10 protein-coding genes are annotated in these 18,644 nt (G+C 49.3%); all 10 read left to right on the top strand.

The genetic code is table 11. From position 1 onward, the window contains the following. Positions 1 to 37 precede the first annotated feature (37 nt). Positions 38 to 2,659 (top strand): Rne/Rng family ribonuclease, encoded by a 2,622-nt coding sequence (locus D2E26_RS05730; RefSeq protein WP_420897211.1) that lies wholly within the window; start codon positions 38 to 40, stop codon positions 2,657 to 2,659. 683 nt (positions 2,660 to 3,342) lie between these two features. Continuing rightward, the gene (locus D2E26_RS05725) at positions 3,343 to 7,605 is read left to right on the top strand and encodes a SpaA isopeptide-forming pilin-related protein (RefSeq protein ID WP_164515886.1); all 4,263 of its coding nucleotides are present in this window, start codon (positions 3,343 to 3,345) and stop codon (positions 7,603 to 7,605) included. A 637-nt stretch (positions 7,606 to 8,242) separates the two neighbouring features. Further along, positions 8,243 to 10,060, top strand: coding sequence for an LPXTG cell wall anchor domain-containing protein (locus tag D2E26_RS05720; protein ID WP_125963931.1), 1,818 nt, complete (start codon positions 8,243 to 8,245; stop codon positions 10,058 to 10,060). 119 nt (positions 10,061 to 10,179) lie between these two features. Beyond that, the gene (locus D2E26_RS05715; protein WP_241218889.1) at positions 10,180 to 11,133 is read left to right on the top strand and encodes a class C sortase; all 954 of its coding nucleotides are present in this window, start codon (positions 10,180 to 10,182) and stop codon (positions 11,131 to 11,133) included. 343 nt (positions 11,134 to 11,476) lie between these two features. Continuing rightward, positions 11,477 to 12,709: a Cna B-type domain-containing protein gene (locus D2E26_RS05710; RefSeq protein ID WP_164515885.1), complete on the top strand. Its 1,233-nt coding sequence runs from the start codon at positions 11,477 to 11,479 to the stop codon at positions 12,707 to 12,709. 467 nt (positions 12,710 to 13,176) lie between these two features. Next, the gene (locus D2E26_RS05705; RefSeq protein WP_125963929.1) at positions 13,177 to 14,775 is read left to right on the top strand and encodes an isopeptide-forming domain-containing fimbrial protein; all 1,599 of its coding nucleotides are present in this window, start codon (positions 13,177 to 13,179) and stop codon (positions 14,773 to 14,775) included. Positions 14,776 to 15,054: 279 nt separating this feature from the next. Then, complete coding sequence (gene rplU / locus D2E26_RS05700) at positions 15,055 to 15,363, top strand: 50S ribosomal protein L21 (protein ID WP_125963740.1); 309 nt, start codon at positions 15,055 to 15,057, stop codon at positions 15,361 to 15,363. Positions 15,364 to 15,399: 36 nt separating this feature from the next. Continuing rightward, positions 15,400 to 15,669, top strand: coding sequence for a 50S ribosomal protein L27 (gene rpmA / locus D2E26_RS05695; RefSeq protein WP_125963739.1), 270 nt, complete (start codon positions 15,400 to 15,402; stop codon positions 15,667 to 15,669). Positions 15,670 to 15,948: 279 nt separating this feature from the next. Beyond that, positions 15,949 to 16,881 carry a hypothetical protein gene (locus D2E26_RS05690; RefSeq protein ID WP_125963738.1) on the top strand — a complete coding sequence of 311 codons (933 nt, stop codon included), beginning with the start codon at positions 15,949 to 15,951 and terminating at the stop codon, positions 16,879 to 16,881. 53 nt (positions 16,882 to 16,934) lie between these two features. Continuing rightward, complete coding sequence (obgE, locus tag D2E26_RS05685) at positions 16,935 to 18,644, top strand: GTPase ObgE (RefSeq protein WP_125963737.1); 1,710 nt, start codon at positions 16,935 to 16,937, stop codon at positions 18,642 to 18,644.

Raw genomic sequence — 18,644 nt, 5'->3', positions numbered from 1 at the left:
TCGTGTGGTGCGCGGCGCTGGTGCCGCTGGTGCGCAAGTGCAGTTGACTGTAGAAGAGCATGCTCTGCTTGAACCTCCACAAGAAAAGACTTCTTCCGCTAAGTCGGAAATTTCCTCAGTTGATTCCGCTCAGTCTGAGTCGACCACTCCAGTCAGGCGAACTCGTGGCCGTCGCGTACGCCGCCCACTTTCTGACGATTCGTTAATCGAAACTTCACATGAGTCCACATCTCGAGACTCTTCTAATGATTCTGATGAGGAGCTTCAGCCTCGTCGTCGTAACCGTCGCCGCTCCGCTCTGCATGAGCGTGAGCAGACGTTCCGTGAGCCAGCCGCTCGTTCGCGTCGCCGTTCGGCCCGTAATCCTGAAGATCAGCACGATGCGCTGCTCGATGATTTCGAGGTGCCAACTTCTTCTTCCCGCGGCACTGCCCGTGCAATGACGTCGCTGCTGTTCCAGGAGCCAGTGCTGCCAACGCAGCTTCCAAGTCCATCTCGCTCGGAGCGCTCGTCTCATTCAGAAGAAGATTCTGATTCCCGCCAAACTTCGCATGAGCATTCCACTCGCCGTCGTCGCCTGAACGCTCAGGAGCGACGTGCAGCTGCAGAAGTCGAGCAGATTGAAGAAGATCTCGAGCTCGACGATATTACGTATTCGCCAATCGACGATGAGTCGCAAGAGCCTACGCGCACCACGCGTCGCCGTCGTCGCCGTCGTTCGTCCCAGAATGATGAAGATCAGTCGCAGAACAATACCAATAGTGCGGCTGAAGAGGAATCAGAAGAACAACCAGTGACCACGCGCCGTCGTCGCCGTCGTCGCTCTTCTGAAGAGAACGAAACTGAGCAGAACAACGAGTCGAATAAAGAGGAGTCTTCGAGCCGCAGCTCGCGCAGCGAATCGAAGGATGATGACGAGGAGACCACAACGCTGACGCGTCGCCGTCGCCGTCGTCGTTCGAGCTCTAAGTCGAGTGAAGAAGAAACGACTACGCGTCGTTCGCGTAAGCAGCAGTACATTGACGAAATTACTGATGTTGCTGGCTCCACGCGTCTTGAGGCGAAGAAGCAGCGTCGCCGCGATAACCGTCGCGAGCGTAATCGTCAGAACCAGCTGCTCGAGCAGGACTTCCTCGCACGTCGTGAGAACGTTGACCGCCTGATGGTGGTTCGTCAGCGCGGCCGCCATACGCAGATCTCCGTTATTGAAGACAACGTGCTTGTGGAGCACTATGTCTCCGATATTCAGGAAGTTGCCACGGTTGGCAATATTTACTTGGGTCGCGTGCAGAATGTGCTGCCAAGCATGGAAGCCGCATTCGTTGACATTGGTCAGGCACGTAACGGTGTGCTGTATGCCGGTGAGGTTAACTGGGATACCACGCGTCTTGAAGGTCAGCCTCGTCGTATTGAGCACGCATTCCGTTCGGGTGATCCAGTGCTCGTGCAGGTGACGAAGGATCCAATTGGTCACAAGGGTGCTCGTCTGACAAGCCAGGTCACGCTTGCAGGTCGCTTCTTGGTGCTGGTTCCTTCTGGCGGCATGACAGGTGTGAGCCGTAAACTCAGCGAGCGTGAGCGCTCGAGGCTGAAGTCGATCGTTTCCAAGGTTGCTCCAAAGGATATGGGCGTTATTATCCGTACGGCAGCCGAGGGTGCATCGGAAGATGCTATTACTAAGGACCTGCAGAACCTGCTGCGTCAGTGGGAAGATATCTCGAACAAGCTCGAGGAGTTCCGCCACGGCAAGCGTCCAAAGCTGCTGCAGGGTGAGCCAGATGTGGCTATTCGTGTGGTGCGCGATATCTTCAACGATGACTTCTCACATCTGATTGTTGAAGGCGACGCTGTTTACGATCGCATTGCCGAGTACTTGGACACGATGGCTCCAGATCTCAAGGAAAAGCTTGAACGCTGGGATCCTGAAGAGCATCAGGGCAAGGATGTGTTCGATAAGTGGCAGATCGATTCGCAGCTGCGTAAGGGTATGGAGCGTCAGGTCTATCTGCCAAGCGGTGGTTCGATCGTCATTGATCGTACCGAGGCAATGACGACGATCGATGTGAACACTGGTCGTTTCATTGGCAAGGGTCGCTCGCTGGAAGAGACCGTGACGGCCTGCAACCTTGAAGCTGCAGAAGAGATTGCACGTCAGCTGCGCTTGCGTGATATTGGCGGCATGGTAATGATCGACTTCGTCGATATGGTTATGCCAGCTAACCGCGATCTGGTGCTGCGCCGTCTGCTGGAGTGCTTGGCACGTGATCGTACGAAACATCAGGTTGCAGAAGTGACGAGCTTGGGCCTCGTGCAGATGACGCGTAAGCGTATTGGCCAGGGTCTGGTTGAGGCCTTCTCTGAAGAATGCCCAACGTGTAAGGGTCGTGGCTTCATTGTGCACGATGAGCCTACGGTGTCTGCTGACTTCGAGGATCCTTATGCAATTAAGGGTGGCGATCCATTCGTGAAGACGAATAAGCATGGCCACGGCACTGAAGTACATGCACCAAAGGGTTCGAGCGCTGCAGTAAAGGCCAAGCTTGCACAGATTGCAGCTGCCGCAGTTGCTGCCAGCAATGATGCCACTGCTACGGCAGATGCATTAGATGATGCTGAGCATGCTGAGCAAATTATCGAGCAGTCAGAAGACGCTGAGTGATTTTCTAAGATAATGGCTACTGCCTCAATCGGCAGTAGCCATTTTTTGTTGGTATTGTAATTTTCCCGTTATTTATCTTCTGCACGTGTCCTCTGATTGTTATCTTTTGCATGTTGCAGAGTCCCCATCTTTCTGCCTTCCTTTAGGTGTTACACCTTTTATTTCGAAATCATAACCATATTCGTAATCTCAAATATTGGGCATGACGTATATCACATGTATAAATAGTGTGAAGCTCTTACTTATGCATAGTTCATTCGTTAAAGTTAGTCTCAGTCAGACGGCTAAAACGTTAGGATTCCAGTTATTGCAAGAGCATAAATGTTGTGGATATTCAGTGTGAACTGTGCATATTTTGTAAGAATATTCATTACACATGTGGCTATTAGTTAGAATGAAAGCCATATACTGTTCACGGAGAGGAAAACTGCCTCAAAGTGCTCGTTAATGATGGGACTAACGATTTCAGATGCTCTGCACTGACGCTTGAGAACCAGTTTTTGTGAATAGGAAGCAACTAGGAGAGAGAACACTGCACTACCCAGAAAGGTAACGCAATGTCGAGAAGGATCGACTGGCTGCGACGCGGTGGCGGGGCTAGCCCACAACGCAGCGATCAAAATCAGCAGCAGAGTGCCGACCAGCACAATGCAAATCACTTAATAAATTCAACAGGGGGACAAGTGGCTAACGACACTTCGCGTTCGCAGAAGCGCAAACCATTCTTCCCAGTGGCTGTTTTGTCAGCCCTTTCCATGGTGACCGCTCTGTTTGTTGGTCCGATTGCATATAACACAGCAGTCGCAGATGAAAATCTTTCTGATGGTTCTATCTGTGAACCAAAAAATATCGGCCTTGGTGATGATGTCACGGATTCGTCTACCGATAAAGGTGTTGCTACTTGGGTTGGTGGCAACATGGTCATTGGTTACCCGGATCGAGCTGATCAGACCTATTCTCAAAATAAAGATCCAGAGCATTCTTATGCTGTGGAAGCTGAAGGTTTGACACTGGTAAATAGCAAGTTGCTCAGCAAGGCGCAAAAGCAGTCTTGGGGTAGTAGAGGTTTCCGCTTTGGTGTGGTTGGCTTCGGCTCGCAATATCGTCCAGATTCTGGTAGTGATGCACTTGCTGTTGGTGGTAATGCACCGTTGATAACAGATACTTCGGTATCGCCTAACCTGAAGCTCTACGGAAAGGGCGAAGGCCAGGATGTTGAGGCACTTGCTTTCGGTAATACTGGTCGTATGTGGCTTGGACGTATTGATGGCGTAGGACCTATTTATAACGCAAATATTGCAGGTAAGACTTCAGGTGCGTTAGATGTCAATCCACAAACCAATTCCGTGTACATTGTTGGAAATGATTCTGGAACGGTGAATTGGGGTGCAAGCCAGCCATTAACAAAGGTAAATATTAATGGTAAGGTTCAGGACCTTTCTGGTTATGGCGAAACCGTCACTGAGCTGTCTGAAAAACTTACAGATTTTAAAGCAAACGGTACGGTGAAAACTGATGAGGTAGCCCCTGATCAGTCCAATTACATCCGCGAGAAGTTCAATAATGACCCTAATACGTCGCCGTATATCGGTATGCAGATTGACTTTAACGGTAGCGGCAGGGAAAAGCTTATCCGATTCACTGGTGATGGTAAAAGTAGCATGCAGATCTTCGATCTCAAGGCTAGCGCCCTGAATAGTGATGGATATAACGGTATTACGTTTGCGTTTGAGAATATTCCGACGTATGCGTCCGTGGACATTAATGTTTCGGGTAGCAATCTTGTGTCTTTCCATAATGGTTGGCGCTTCTATTGGGCTGGTCCAAACATGCTCCCAGAAAAAAAGTCGGATTGGACTGGCACCTATAAGGGAACATACAAAAATGCGGCTGGTGAAGTGAAAACTGGTGACATTCCGTACGAAATCAGTACTGGTTACTATCTGCATCTCGCTGAATACAAAGAGCAGATGCATTACATGTACGGAAAAGCTTCACAGAGCATTATGTGGAACTTCTCGGATACCAAAGATTTGACCATCTACGGTGGCCAAGTGAGCAGTGGTCAGAATTCCAAGCGTTGGGCGAGCGAAGTTAAAGGCCAGATTACCGAAACTGGTTGGACTATATCTGATGATCCTGCAGCTGCTATGTTGGGTTCCATTATGGTGCCTAAGGGCACGTTCGAGTCACATGTAACGACTAACGGACGTGTGTGGGTGAACGGCGATTTCTATATGCGAAATCCGACCGAGTCAACCAAGGACGGTTTTGGTCCAGGTATTGGTGAAGGCCAATCCGCATCCATTACTGATATGGATCAGGAACGTCACAACATGCCATGGAGCGGCTACCTTCACGAAGACTGCCCAGCAATTGCTTGGGATAAGGTAGACGCTAAGGGTCAGCTTATTCAGCCTGCCGATGATCAGAAGATGGCTTCATTCGAGGTCTATGGCAATTTGGAAGCTGCCAAGGCGCGTGATGGTAAGAAAATGTTGAAGCAGGTTACGGATAACGAGCCTTTTGTTGATGATGATCAAGTTAAGGGTCAGATTCGTCTGCTGAATATCTCTGCGAATGCAACGTATTTCATCGTTGAGTCTGGTGCTCCAGAAGGCTATACGGCGTCGACGAATATCTACCAGATAAATACGGGGGATGATGCCAAAGCGACCTACAAAAAGATAGTTGCTGTCTACGATGCACAGGGCAATTTGATAACAGATGATAGTAAGAAGTTACTATCCGGAGATGCCGGCATTATTAATAAAAAGCCAGGCGCAACAGTTGAATGGGCAAAGTATGCAGAAGGCGATGACCAGCGTACTCCATTGGCTGGCTCTGAATGGATTTTAAAAGATACGCAATCTGGTGATTCTTGGACGGTTAAAGATAACGTAACGGCACCAGAATCAGTAGATATCTATAACGGTGATGAACGCGTAACTGGCGGACTAATCCCATTAAATGTGGGTGAGCATGTAACGTTGACCACTACTGTTTCTCCTGAGGGAGCTAATCAGCGTGTAACTTGGACGACGAGTGATTCGCACCTTGTTCGCATTACCAATGGGGTCGTCTCTGTTGTTGGTGTTGCCATTGCCGGACATGATGAAGTTACTTTGACGGCAACTACAGTTTCTGAGCCAAATAAATCTGCTTCGGTGAGGATTAAGGTTCCGTCGATCCAGGTGAATTCTGTAACTATTAAGAACACAGATGGCTCTGATGCTCCTGAATCAATTGACATGAATGTCGATGATGCGAAGGCATATCAGGCTGTTACAGATCCTGAAGGCCTTGCAGTTGAGTGGAGTACGTCAAACAACAAAGTCGTTACAGTGGATGCTTACGGCTATGTTAAGGCGGTAGGAGTTGGTGAGGCCGTCGTTACTGCGAGGGTCGGTGATAAAACGGATACCCTGAGGATTCACGTATACAATTACAACTACCTTACCGTTTACTTCAATATGGATATTGTGAGTTATTCTGGTACGCCTTACGTAACTTTCAATATTGGGGCTGATAAAAAGAACTGGGATACCCCACAGCCAATGACTCATCTTTGCGACAATTGGTGGTCTTACACAGTTTGGACTGGCAACAAGCCAGTATTCTTCTACTTCACAAAAAATCAGTACAGTAATGCCATTCTGTATAAAGCAACGAATAATTCTGAATTCTTTGCTAACAACAATGTCACTGATATGAGGGTGGAGTCTCACAACAATACTCCTTCTGGTATTCCGTCTTGTGTCGCAACCATGGATCACGACGTATCCCCAGAAGTAGCAAAGTCAAAGGCCTCTAGCCCGAAAGCAAATGCTTATAGTGGTAAGTCAGCTGCTCGTGCTGGTTCTGGCTCTCAGTGGGAGGACATCGATCCTCGTGCAGGTAGGTTTGAGCTAATTGATGTTCCTGTGGGTGAGTACAGCATCAAGGAGTCACAGGCGCCTGAAGGATATCTTTTGAACTCGAAAGAGTACTTCTTTACTGTGACGAGTGATGGAAATGTGATCTGGAATCCATCGAGCATCGTAGATGCAGATAATGTTGCTTGGATCTCAGATAGTCCTACTCAGATTGAATGGGCTAAGAGGGAGAAAAAGTCAGACGGAAGTACGGATCCTGATAAATTACTTGGTGGTTCCGTTTGGACGCTGTATTACAACGTAAAACAACCGTCACATAGCGAAGATTATCCAACATCCTATGTGATTTACGATTGCACAGAGGATCAAGCAGGATATTGCGTACCTTCTGAGGGTGCTCCTGATTGGGCTGTAGATGTTGACAAGAATCCAGGTGAATTCAAGATTCTTGGTGCGCTGATTGGTTTCTACAAGCTTGTTGAACGTTCGGCACCTAATGGCTATGAGATTGACTCAACGCCTATTGAGTTCCAAGTTAAGTCTGACGCCACTGCTCCAATCGTGATTGGCCCTATTGATAACGCCAAGAAGACTGGTGAAGCTAGCTGGACAAAGGTGGATGATGTTGATGCTTCTCAGAAGTTGAGTGGCGCTGAATTCACTATCACGTATGTTGATAGCGAGGGAAAGTCGAACTCTTACCTGATTAAGGATTGCACAGGCGAAGGCTGCACTCCTGAGCCAGACGCCCCTTCTTGGGCTGTTGATGTTGACAAAACGGCTGGTGAATTTAAGCTCAAGAATTTGCCTTGGGGTAAGTACACACTGGTCGAGACTAAGGCACCAGAAGGCTATGTTGCCTCCACTGATCCGATCGCAACGTTCGAAATGGGTCCAAACAAGGATCACTATATAGAGCAGATCGGTTTGGTAAGGAACATGAAGATGGCAATCCTGCCAAGTACAGGTGCTGGATTCAATGCAATTTCTGCAATGATCATCGGCCTGATACTCGTTGGAGCTGGTATGGCAGTGGCTCTCGAAGTGAATAGGCGTCGTAGGATGCTCTAAACACTAGGAGAGTGGTTGTCTAACCCAAGATGGATGACTAAAACTTAACCCCGATTCCTTCTGGAGTCGGGGTTAAGTTATTTATTTGAACTATTAGTTATCTTCAGGCTCGTGTGTCTTATTAATTAGCTGCTTGTGTGTCGTTGTGTGGTGTGTGCTTATAACGCTGGCTCTATGTCTAATAGACATATAAAATTGAAATGTATAGATAAAACGTTGATGTACCAATAAGAATGTGATGGACATGAAACGTAATCAGCAGTAGCATATAAGTTGTGATGAAATTGCGTGGATACTTAAAATTCATGTTGCATCGATTTGTCTCATAGCATATACTCATAGTCATGACCTGCGGAATTACTAACAGCTCGGTAATTCAGCTAGCGGCAGAGAGATAACGGGGGGGTCCAGAACGGGTTCAGACCTGGGATGGTTCTTATCGGTTGGCTCCTACCACAGAAGTCAATCTCTCACGAAATCTAAATCTTCATCGCTTAGACGACGAGAAGCGATCTGATGATGAAGAAAGTGCGGCAACAGAAAGACGCACGTTCTGATTTCATCTCCTGTTTACTGCCTACGCAGGGCTCAAGCTTCACTTTCGTGGAGCTTATTGATGAACCATTAAAGGAGAATCATGAAGAAAGTAAATAAGGCTCTCGTCGCCTTCGGTGTCTCCGCGGTAATGCTCGCCACCGGTTTTGTGGGTGCAACTTCTGCATTCGCAGACCCTCTGGGACAAGGTGTAATCACCTTTGATAAGGAAACTGTCACCAGCGGTGACAAGGTTGCTGGTTATCGTCTGCTGGACGTAGTAACTGAAGATGCAACAAATGGCACATTCATCTATGATGTGAATTCCACATATAAGAAGAATGTGGTTGAAGCAATCCGTTCCCTCGATGAAAACTTTGCTAAAGATGATGATGGCAAACTGATTCCTTTGGATAAGATTGAAAATCCAGACATTATTAAGTGGCTTGTACAAGATGCAAATCTGAACTCCACGAACATCGATCGTTTTGCTAAGGCATTCAAGGCAACGGATCCTGTTGACGATCCTGGTTTCCCAGAGACTACTCTGAACAAATCGGATGCTGACACTAAGACTGTTCCTACGGGCTATTACCTGATTGAACACAAGTGGCTTGGTGATCAGGGGTCAAATGAAACTTATTCCAAGTACATGGTGAATACGGTCGGCACTAAGGGTGTGACCGTTCAGTTCAAGAATGGTACTGTCACCTTGGAAAAGAAGGTTAAGGATAACGAACTCGGTGTTACGAACAATTGGCAGGATACTGCTGATTACAGCTACGGCGATCTTGTCCCATTCCGACTGACTGGTACTCTTCCAAAGACGTTCAAGAATGGTAAGCCAGAGCAGAACATTCCTAACGATTTCGCGTACTTCGAGTACAAGTTTGAAGATACTTTCGGCAATGGAAAAGACAATGCTCCAGCATTCACTCTCTATAACGCAGTAGGTGGAAAGGACCTGAAGGTCTCTGTGTATGCAAGCGACGGAACCCTTAAGGGTGACCTTGCAAGCAGCGATTACAAGTTTGATGATACCCATGTGACGCCTGGTGATGTCTCTTCGACAAAGAATGGTTTCACGGTTGAAGTCGGTGTTGAGAAGACCATTAACGGTGACGATCCAGCAACGGCTGAAAAAGAAACTTCTTACCAGGTTCGTGACGTTCAGTCAATCGAGACAGTAGACATTCAGGCTACCGATATGATCGTCGTTGAGTACAAGGCAATCTTGCAGAATAATGCAAACCTTGGTGAAACGGGTAATAAGAACACTGCATCGTTGAACTACACGAATAATCCAAATACTCTTATGAGGGGCGATACGCCAGAGGATTACGTAAAGGTGTTCACATTTAGTGTTGATGGTTTGAAGACCTTCTCGATCGATCCTAATGAGACTGATCTTCCAAAGTTTGAGCTTTTCCGTGATAACGGAGAGCGTAACGAAGGCCAGATCGTTTGGCATTCCGTTGGCAAGAAGGATGTAACTAAGGATCCTAAGACGGGTAATTACATCTTTGGCTGGGAAGGCCTTGATGCCGGAGATTACAAGCTCGTAGAGTACTACACTCCTGCAGGCTTCACGGCACCTATGCACCCAGTGTTCTTTACGATTGAAGCAACTCATGGAAACCGCGACGCCGATCAGGAACCTGTCCTGCTGACCCTTGGTGCAGTTGTTTCTTCTGATGAGAGCGATATTGTGAAGGTCAACCCAAGTGCGGACGGTAAGAAGCATTTGACCGGCACTCTGTCTACTGGTGCTATCGCCACTCCGATCTACAACAGGGGTGGTAACGTGCTCCCATCCACGGGTGGTGCTGGTACGGTTGCTCTGTACGTGACGGGTGCTGCTATCGTCCTGTTCGCAGGCCTCGGTATGGCAGTCGCTCTCAAGAAGCGTCGCAACGCCTGAGATTAACAACGATGATTGTTAATCATCAGTAACACTTAAGGCGGGTGTCTTCCATAGGCACCCGCCTTTTTTAGAACACCGCGTAGAATCATTATTAAATAGACAGAAGAGAGGCTAGCGTGGTGACGAAATCTGACCCTGAAATCAAAGAAACGGATCAGACTGCTCGTTCCGTGCAAGAGAATACAACCGAAAAGAAAAAGCAGAGCAACCTAGGTGTCAATATTATGATCACCATCTGCTCACTTGTTCTGCTTATTGGTATTGGTGTGCTGTGCTATCCATCTGTTGCTGATTGGTGGAATCGACTAGTGTCTTCGAGAGCTGTGGGTAGCTACTCGCAGGTAGTTAAAGAAATACCAAAAGTTGATAAAGAGAAGATGCTTGCTGAAGCAAAGCAATATAACGAGGACTTGTTAACTGTTCCAGATCGTTTCCATCCCTCAGAAGAAATGGATGCCCGATATAAGAAGACACTTGATGTAACGGGCACGGGCATTATGGGCTATGTCAGTATTCCAAAGCTGAAGCAGCAGATGCCTATTTACCATGGCACAGCAGAAACGGTGTTGCAGATTGCTACTGGTCATATTGAGGGAACCTCGCTGCCAGTCGGTGGTCCAAGCACGCATGTGGCCATTTCTGGACATACTGGATTACCAAGTGCCAAGCTGTTTACCGGATTAGACACTATGCAAAAAGGTGACCAATTCTCGGTGACTGTGCTTGATAAGCAGCTTTGGTATCAAGTAGACCAAATTAAAGTCGTGCTACCAGGTGAATTGCAGGACCTTGCTATTGAGCAGGGTAAAGATTATATGACGTTAATTACGTGTACGCCATATGGTGTGAACTCGCATCGTTTGCTTGTACGTGGTCATGCTATTCCTGCTCCTACCAATGATCCTACGCATTATGAAGATACGCGTGATCTGATGAACCAAGCTATCGCCTTGGCTGCTCTGGTGTTCTTAGTGCTTGCGCTTATTACGTTCTGGCTGATTCGCAGGCGAGCGAAGAAGCGTGCAGCAGCGGCTTTGGCAGCGAAGGCTACTGAGGAACTGCAGAAATAAAAAAGATAAGAAGGAAGCTGTAGCGCTGGGGGAGTGCTGCAGTACTGAAATAACTATTAAGAAGTGGCAAAAGTAATCTGAAAGAAAGTTAGTGGGGCGAACTTTCTTTCAGAACTTTTGCATCTGAAATCGACAAAGTCTGATAAAAAGCGTGACAATTGTGTACAAATTGAGTACGCTGGAAGCATAACTGTCGTTGCTGATGCGTGCACAAGGTGACAGGGATGCCAACCTGCACGTATCAGAGTTCATAATCACGAATCTGAAAACGCATCAGCGTGACTTTTTGAGTGAGAGAGAAAACATCCTTGGCCTAGCCAAGACCAATGGGAGGAAAGACACTATGACGAAGGCCAACGTTGCGAGACGAGCTCGGTTGGTGCTCGCAGCCATGATGTCTGCCGTGTTCGCATGCAGTGGGCTTGTTGCTGGTTCTGCACAAGCAGATATTGATTACGATCATTTGCCGGCTACTATGTCCATCCCGCCTGAGGAATACGGCAATTCGGTCAGTGTTGGTACGAATTCCATTACGGTGACGTACGAATACGATGTTGATGGAGATCCGAGTACGCCGGATGCTCCAGTACCAGGTGCTGAGTTCTACCTATACCAGGTTGCCGATTGGGATGGCAAGTCGACTCCAATGCAGGAGCACTTGACGCTGACGCCAATGTATCAGTGGTATGAGAAGGAAAAAGACATCAACATTACGGGGCAGCTGAATCCAACCTTTACGGAGGAGGATAAGGAAGAAGGCTGCTTGTCAAGTATGGACGCAACGTATGCCTGCGTCTCTAAGTACTGGGCAAATCTGAATTCAACGTTGTTCCAGACGATGAAGGCGAATACGGAGTTCTATCCAGATAGCCAGAAGACAGAAATTGAGCGCCGTAACGCACTATACGCTGTTACCGATAAGCATGGCCAGGCTCGTTTTGAGGGCATTGGTGATGGTGTGTACTTCGTTGTTTCGCCAATCTTCGCTAATCCTATGATGGTTTACTCCGCACAGCTGGTCTCGCTGCCAAACGAGCTCCCTGCTAAGGAGAAAGAGCACAACATTGAGATTAAGGCCAAGCCAGAAGCATGGAAGGGCGACGATCCTATTCACGTGAAGAAGGTTTGGAAGAACGACAACGCGCAAACGCGTCCAAGGTCGATTACGGTGCAGCTGTTCCTGAATCTGCGTGATGACAACAGGAATATGCTCCAGTTGATTGATGAAGTTGAACTCAACGAAGACAACGACTGGGAGTACACGTGGTCAAAGCTGCCTGATTATCAGGACTTCACGGTTACCGAGGCTAATGTGCCAGACGGCTACAAGGTGAGCGTTGTTGAAGAAGGCGACGGCCCGAATACCAAGTACTTCACACTGACGAATTCGAAGCCGGGAACGCCTCCAAAGCCAACCCCGACTCCAACTCCAACCCCAGCTCCAAGCCATAGCTCGGAGCGACCAGCCCAGACTGGTGCCAATGTGGCAATCATTGCACTCGTAGCTGTGGCTGCATGTGTCTTGGCTGTACTGCTGATTATCGAAAGTCGCCGAGTGGCTAAGTCGAAGCAGTAAAGCCTATCCTGAATAATTCAACTGGCATAAGCATCACTATCAATGAGCTGGCTTATGCCAGGGTTTTTAAAAAGGCGTCCTTAGTGCGAAGGACGCCTTTTTGTTTTGTTATTTGATTTACTATTTTATTACGAGCATAAAATTTCCGATAACGAGCTGAGATATTAGCTGACAGTCAACATCTATGTGTGGAAAATCGTTGATTTGTCTAGTGGTTTGTGAAGATGCTTCGGGGGTACTTGTCGCTCAGCAAAATGTGATGATGCTATTTATTTTATTCCGAGTTAAACAAATAAATACATATAGAACTGTATAGGAAACCACTGCAAAGTAGCTGGCTATGCAGGGTGAGATCTGGCACGTTTCCCCTCGCCTTTATCTATACGAAATATGAGCGTGGACCGCTTGAATTCAGGAGCGGAACCTGCAGGTTATGCTCCGTTTTCATATTTGAAATAAGGAGTATTATGAACCGCGTTCTGAAGGGCACGGTTGCGGCCGTTTCAGGTATCGCATTCGCCCTCGCAGGTATCGTAGGCGCCAGTAGTGCTTATGCAGATGACGCTTCGTCCACAACAACTGCATCTTCTACGCCAACAATTCAAGGTACGCAAGGTGTTGCAGCAACAACCACGAGTACCATCACGGTTACGAACGCACAGGCTGGCGATATGGTTGCTGGCTACCGTCTGCTCAACGTTGAGTCTCAGTCGGGTGACGCATTCGTCTACTTGGTTAATGCCACCTACAAGGACGCCATTATTTCCGCAATTAACGCCATTAACGGTGATGCAGCAGCTCCAAGCACTGATGCACAGATTATTTCGTTCTTGACGACCAAGCTGAATTCGTCAAACGTGTCGCAGTTTGCTACGGCATTTATGTCGTATAAGCCAGCTCCAACGCCAACAATCGCTGCAACTGATGCAACGAAGCCAATTTCGGCTCAGGTTGGTTACTACCTGTTGAACCAGACCGTTCAGGGCGCTGATACGGGTAAGACCATTTCTCGTTTCATGGTCGATACGCTGGGTGCGGCTCCTCTGAACGTCACGCTGAAGAACGGTACGGTTTCGATTTCGAAGAAGGTCAAGCAGAACACTGCAAACACCGATAACGCTACTTGGGCTAACGACGCTGACTATGGTCTCGGCGAGACGGTTCCATTCCAGCTGACCGGTACGCTGCCTTCGACGTATGACAACTTCAGCACGTACCTCTACACGTTCACTGATACGCTTCCTGCCGGCTTGACGCTGGTTCCTGGTTCGGAACAGGTGGAAGCTATCACCAATGGTCAGTCCACTGATATTACGAAGGACTTCACGGTAAGCCCTGCTGATAATCAGGTTTCTGGCGCACCATTCACGATGTCCTGCGCAAACCTGAAGACGATTGCAGGTCTGACTGCTGATTCCCAGATTGTGGTGACCTACAACACCACGCTGAACTCCAACGCAACGGTTGGTAACCCAGGCAATATCAACAAGGCAAATATTACGTTCTCGTCGAACCCTAACGTCAACGACGCAAGCCAGACCGAGACGACGCCTGAAGCCACGGCAACTGTGTTCACCTATGCAGCACAGCTTAAGAAGCTGTTCCAGGATGCTAGCGGCAAGACGGTTGATACGCCAACCGGCGATATGCCTCAGTTCACGATGTACGCCAGCAACGGCACTACGAAGGTTTCTGGCCCAGTAACCGTTGCTACGAATGGTGACTTCTCGTTCAACGACCTTGATACTGGCACCTACGTGCTCAAGGAAACGCATACGCCTGCAGGCTTCAACACTGCAGATCCAATTACGTTCACGATCACTGCCACGCACGGCACCGATGCTTCGACTGGTGCTCCAACGATTTCTGCTCTGACGGTTTCGCAGCAGGGTTGGACGGCAAATGCTAACGCCGGTACGATTTCTGGCACGATCCTCAACGTTAAGGGTGGCCTGCTGCCAAGCACCGGTGGTATGGGCACGACGCTGTTCTACGTCTTCGGTTCGCTGCTCGTTGCCGCAGCAGTAGCCGGCATGGTGTTCGCACTGCGTCGTCGTAACGCCTGAACGTTTTAGCGCTTCAGCATTACGCTAAATAGGCCAGTATTTCTTTGTATAATCAGAGAAGTACTGGCCTCGTTTATGCAGGCTATGAGAGAGACCCCCTACGGTGACGTTTGTTTACTGCGAAAGCGCAGAACGAACGCATACTGATTGCAAGGGCACGAACCAGATTTGGCGTGTTGCGTTTGTACGTGGGTTTGTGTAAATTTGATTGCTGGTGTCTGGCCGCGAGGCTCAAACGTGCTGGACAGTAAGCTTTCCAAGTCAATTGAAGGATTGAGTATGTACGCGATTGTGAAGGCCGGCGGCCATCAGGAAAAGGTCGAGGTCGGTGACGTTATTCTCGTCAACCGTCTCGATGCTAAGAAGGGCGACACTGTGGAATTCCCAGTGGCTCTCGTTGTGGACGGATCTAAGGTGACGCTTGCTTCGGCTGATCTTGCCAAGATCTCGGTGAAGGCTGAAGTTGTCGATGATGAGGCTAAGGGTCCAAAGATCCGCATCATGAAGTTTAAGAACAAGACCGGCGTTGCTCGTCGTAAGGGTCATCGCCAGAAGCTCACGGCCGTCAAGATCACGGCTATCGCCTGAGCTTAACAGTCGGGATAGTTCCGAAAGGATACAGACATGGCACATAAGAAGGGCGCTTCCAGCTCGCGCAACGGTCGCGATTCAAAGCCACAGTACCTTGGTGTGAAGAAGTTCGGCGGTGAAGCAGTGCTCGCCGGTAACATCATCGTTCGTCAGCGTGGTACTAACTTCCACCCAGGCATGAACGTTGGTATGGGCAAGGACCACACGCTGTTCGCTCTGACGGACGGCAAGGTCAAGTACGCTGTCCGCCGTGACCGCAAGGTCGTGGACGTCGTTGAGGCCGCTGAAGCTGTAGAAGCCTGAGGCTAGTTCAACAACATACTCAAGTTTGAGTAATGAGCCGTGAGCTCCGTTTGGGGTTCACGGCTCATTTGTTTTTCTTGAGATTTTTCTTTATTTCTGCTCTTGGAAAATAGGCATTCAACTTTACAGTCAACGGCTTTCTATCAACGAAAAGCGATATGTGAAAATCTATATACTGAGGGAAAAACGCAATAAAAGACGCCGCCTCGAACCATATAGTGAGACATATAAGGGGTAGTACGTATTCCTTCTATTCGTGAACTATGAAAGAAGTCTCCAGTGAATCGGCGTCAGTTGCCACCAACAGCATCAATTACGGCTCGCATCGCTGCAGCCCTTGGTGCATTCGCTTTGATGGCAGCAGCTTGGATCGGCTTCACGCCAGCACAGGCACAAGCACAAGAGACTGAACCTTCTCACGTTGCTGCAACGACTGCAGTATCCACTCCAAACTCGATGAGCGTGACATTTGATTATGACGGTCATGCAGTATCTGATGCACATCTTGTAGCCGTTCGTATTGCTGCTTGGAACGGTCAAGAACCATTCCAGACGCACGTAAGCGTATTACCAGCATTCAAGACTGGTCCATTTGCTGACGTTGATGTACAAGGCTTACTGACGGGCTCCTATGAGGGCATGGAAGAGGATTGGACTGCACTGGCATCCCAATTGGCACCAATCGTGACTGAGCCTGAAGAGGCGGCTGCATTAAATAAGCAGCTCGGTTCTGCATCGATGAGCCCTATGGTTACCAATGCAGCCGGTAAAGCTGCACGTAACGGCTTAGCAAATGGTATTTGGCTGCTTGCTGGTTCTGGTGCAGTTCCTGCCGCAGACGCTGCGGCAAACGGCAATACGGGGCGAACACTGAATGTTGCACAATTGCTGAGCCTGCCTTCATATAGTGAAAGCTCGCCAGAGCATAATGTTGCTGTAGTTGTTAAAGGCGCTTTAGCAAAAACAAAACATGGTCAATCAACGAACCCACAGTCGGGCACCAAGCTGGGCGTACGTACTGCTTCAGCACGTAGTGCACAAGCGCAACAGGCTGCACTAGCCCAAGCTGAGCGGGCTGAACAAGCCGAGCGCGCACGCGAAGAAATGCTGGCAAGTACGGGCGTAGAAGTCACTACGATTTGCCTAATGGCCGTCGCTGCTCTCGTGATGGGCATGGCCATTGTTCTTGAGAGTCGCAAGCTCTCTAACTGAACATTTCGTCATGGTCGTGGCCTTAATGCAGGCTCGCGGCTAAGGTAGAGCGTATGAGTGACTTTGTAGATCGCGTAACCGTACACGTCAAGGGTGGCGACGGTGGCAATGGTTCGGCTGGTGTGCGCCGTGAGAAGTACAAGCCATTAGCAGGTCCTAATGGTGGTAACGGCGGCCGCGGCGGATCGGTCATCTTCGTAGCCGACTCGAACGCGAACTCGTTATTGGATTATCGATTCCTGCCACATCGTTCCGCAGACGACGGCACGATGGGTCTTGGCGATACAAAAGATGGTTCGCAAGGTAAAGATTTAATTCTTCCAGTGCCAGTGGGCACCGTTATTTTTGAAGCCAAGGGTCGCGAGGGCGAGCCAAAGCATCCGGGCAAGCTGCTTGCTGATCTCAAGCATGTAGGTGAGCAGTTCGTTGCCGCTGCAGGTGGTGCCGGCGGTCTTGGTAACGCAGCTCTTGCTAATAAAACGCGTAGGGCTCCAGGCTTCGCTCTGTTGGGCGAGCCAGGTGAGGAGCGCGACGTTATTCTTGAGCTCAAGTCGATTGCAGATGTGGCTCTTGTGGGCTTCCCATCGGCTGGTAAGTCGAGCTTGATTGCAGCAATGAGCGCCGCTAAGCCAAAGATTGCTGATTACCCATTCACAACGCTGGTTCCAAACTTGGGCGTTGTGCAGGCTGGTGACACGCGTTATACGATCGCTGATGTGCCTGGTCTGATTCCAGGTGCTTCTGAGGGCAAGGGCTTGGGCCTGCAGTTCCTGCGTCATATTGAGCGTACGGAAATCATTGCGCACGTTATTGATTGCGCAACGCTTGAGCCAGACCGTGACCCACTGAGCGATTACTACGCACTCGAGAAGGAGCTCGGTGAATACGCCGACGAACTCGAGCTGCCACTGGGCGCTATTCCAATTCCTGAGCGTCCACGCATTATTGTGCTGAACAAGGCTGATGTGCCTGAGGCTAAGGAACTCGCAGAGTTCGTTAAGCCTGAGTTCGAGAAGCTCGATATGCCGGTTTACATTATTTCGACGGCATCGCACGAGGGTCTGAAGGAGCTCAACTTCGCACTGGCCAAGCTCGTTAAGGAAATGCGTGCTGATCTGGCTAGCCGCCAGGTTGAAGAAGAGGAGGAGCGCGTGCTGATTAAGCCGCTTGAGTCTCCTCGTGGCGCACGTCTGCGCGGCCAGGCTGCCGAGTTCACGATTGAGCGTAAGCAGGACGGCAACGGCAACTACTGGTTCGCTGTGCGTGGTGAGAAGCCTGAGCGCTGGGTTATTCAGACGAACTTCGATAACGATGAGGCTGTGGGCTACTTGGCTGATCGCCTTGCTCGTTTGGGCGTTGAAGATGAGCTGCGTAGGCAGGGTGCTCGCCCAGGTGATGAAGTGCACATCGGCCGTGGCGCTCGTGAAGTTGCCTTCGACTGGGATCCAACCATTGCTGCAGGTGCTGAGATGCTTGATGGCTCGCAGCTGGGCTCGCGTGGTAAGGATCTGCGTCTCGAAGAGGACACTGGCCGTACGCGTCGTCGTACGAACGCTGAGCGTCGTCGCCAGTACCACGAGATGATGGATGCTCGCGCTGCAGTGCGTGAGGCCATGATGCAGGAGCGTGCAGCAGGCCACTGGGCTGATCCTTCGAAGGATGATGATCGTCACGATACGCAGGCCATTCTGGGCCGTGGCGAAGATATCGAAGAGATCGCCGAAGAAGCCGCAGAAGAAGCTGTGGACGAGCTCGAAAACTGA

It is taken from the genome of Bifidobacterium dolichotidis (genome assembly GCF_003951975.1).
Lineage (GTDB): Bacteria > Actinomycetota > Actinomycetes > Actinomycetales > Bifidobacteriaceae > Bifidobacterium > Bifidobacterium dolichotidis.
The sequence above is the reverse complement of the archived record's forward strand: the minus strand, read 5'-3'. Positions and strand labels throughout refer to the sequence as shown.

Excerpts from the sequence above, each read along its gene's own strand:
- D2E26_RS05720 (WP_125963931.1), top strand. The coding sequence starts at position 8,243 with ATGAAGAAAGTAAATAAGGCTCTCGTCGCCTTCGGTGTCTCCGCGGTA.
- D2E26_RS05710 (WP_164515885.1), top strand. The coding sequence starts at position 11,477 with ATGACGAAGGCCAACGTTGCGAGACGAGCTCGGTTGGTGCTCGCAGCC.
- D2E26_RS05705 (WP_125963929.1), top strand. The coding sequence starts at position 13,177 with ATGAACCGCGTTCTGAAGGGCACGGTTGCGGCCGTTTCAGGTATCGCA.
- rplU (WP_125963740.1), top strand. The coding sequence starts at position 15,055 with ATGTACGCGATTGTGAAGGCCGGCGGCCATCAGGAAAAGGTCGAGGTC.
- rpmA (WP_125963739.1), top strand. The coding sequence starts at position 15,400 with ATGGCACATAAGAAGGGCGCTTCCAGCTCGCGCAACGGTCGCGATTCA.
- obgE (WP_125963737.1), top strand. The coding sequence starts at position 16,935 with ATGAGTGACTTTGTAGATCGCGTAACCGTACACGTCAAGGGTGGCGAC.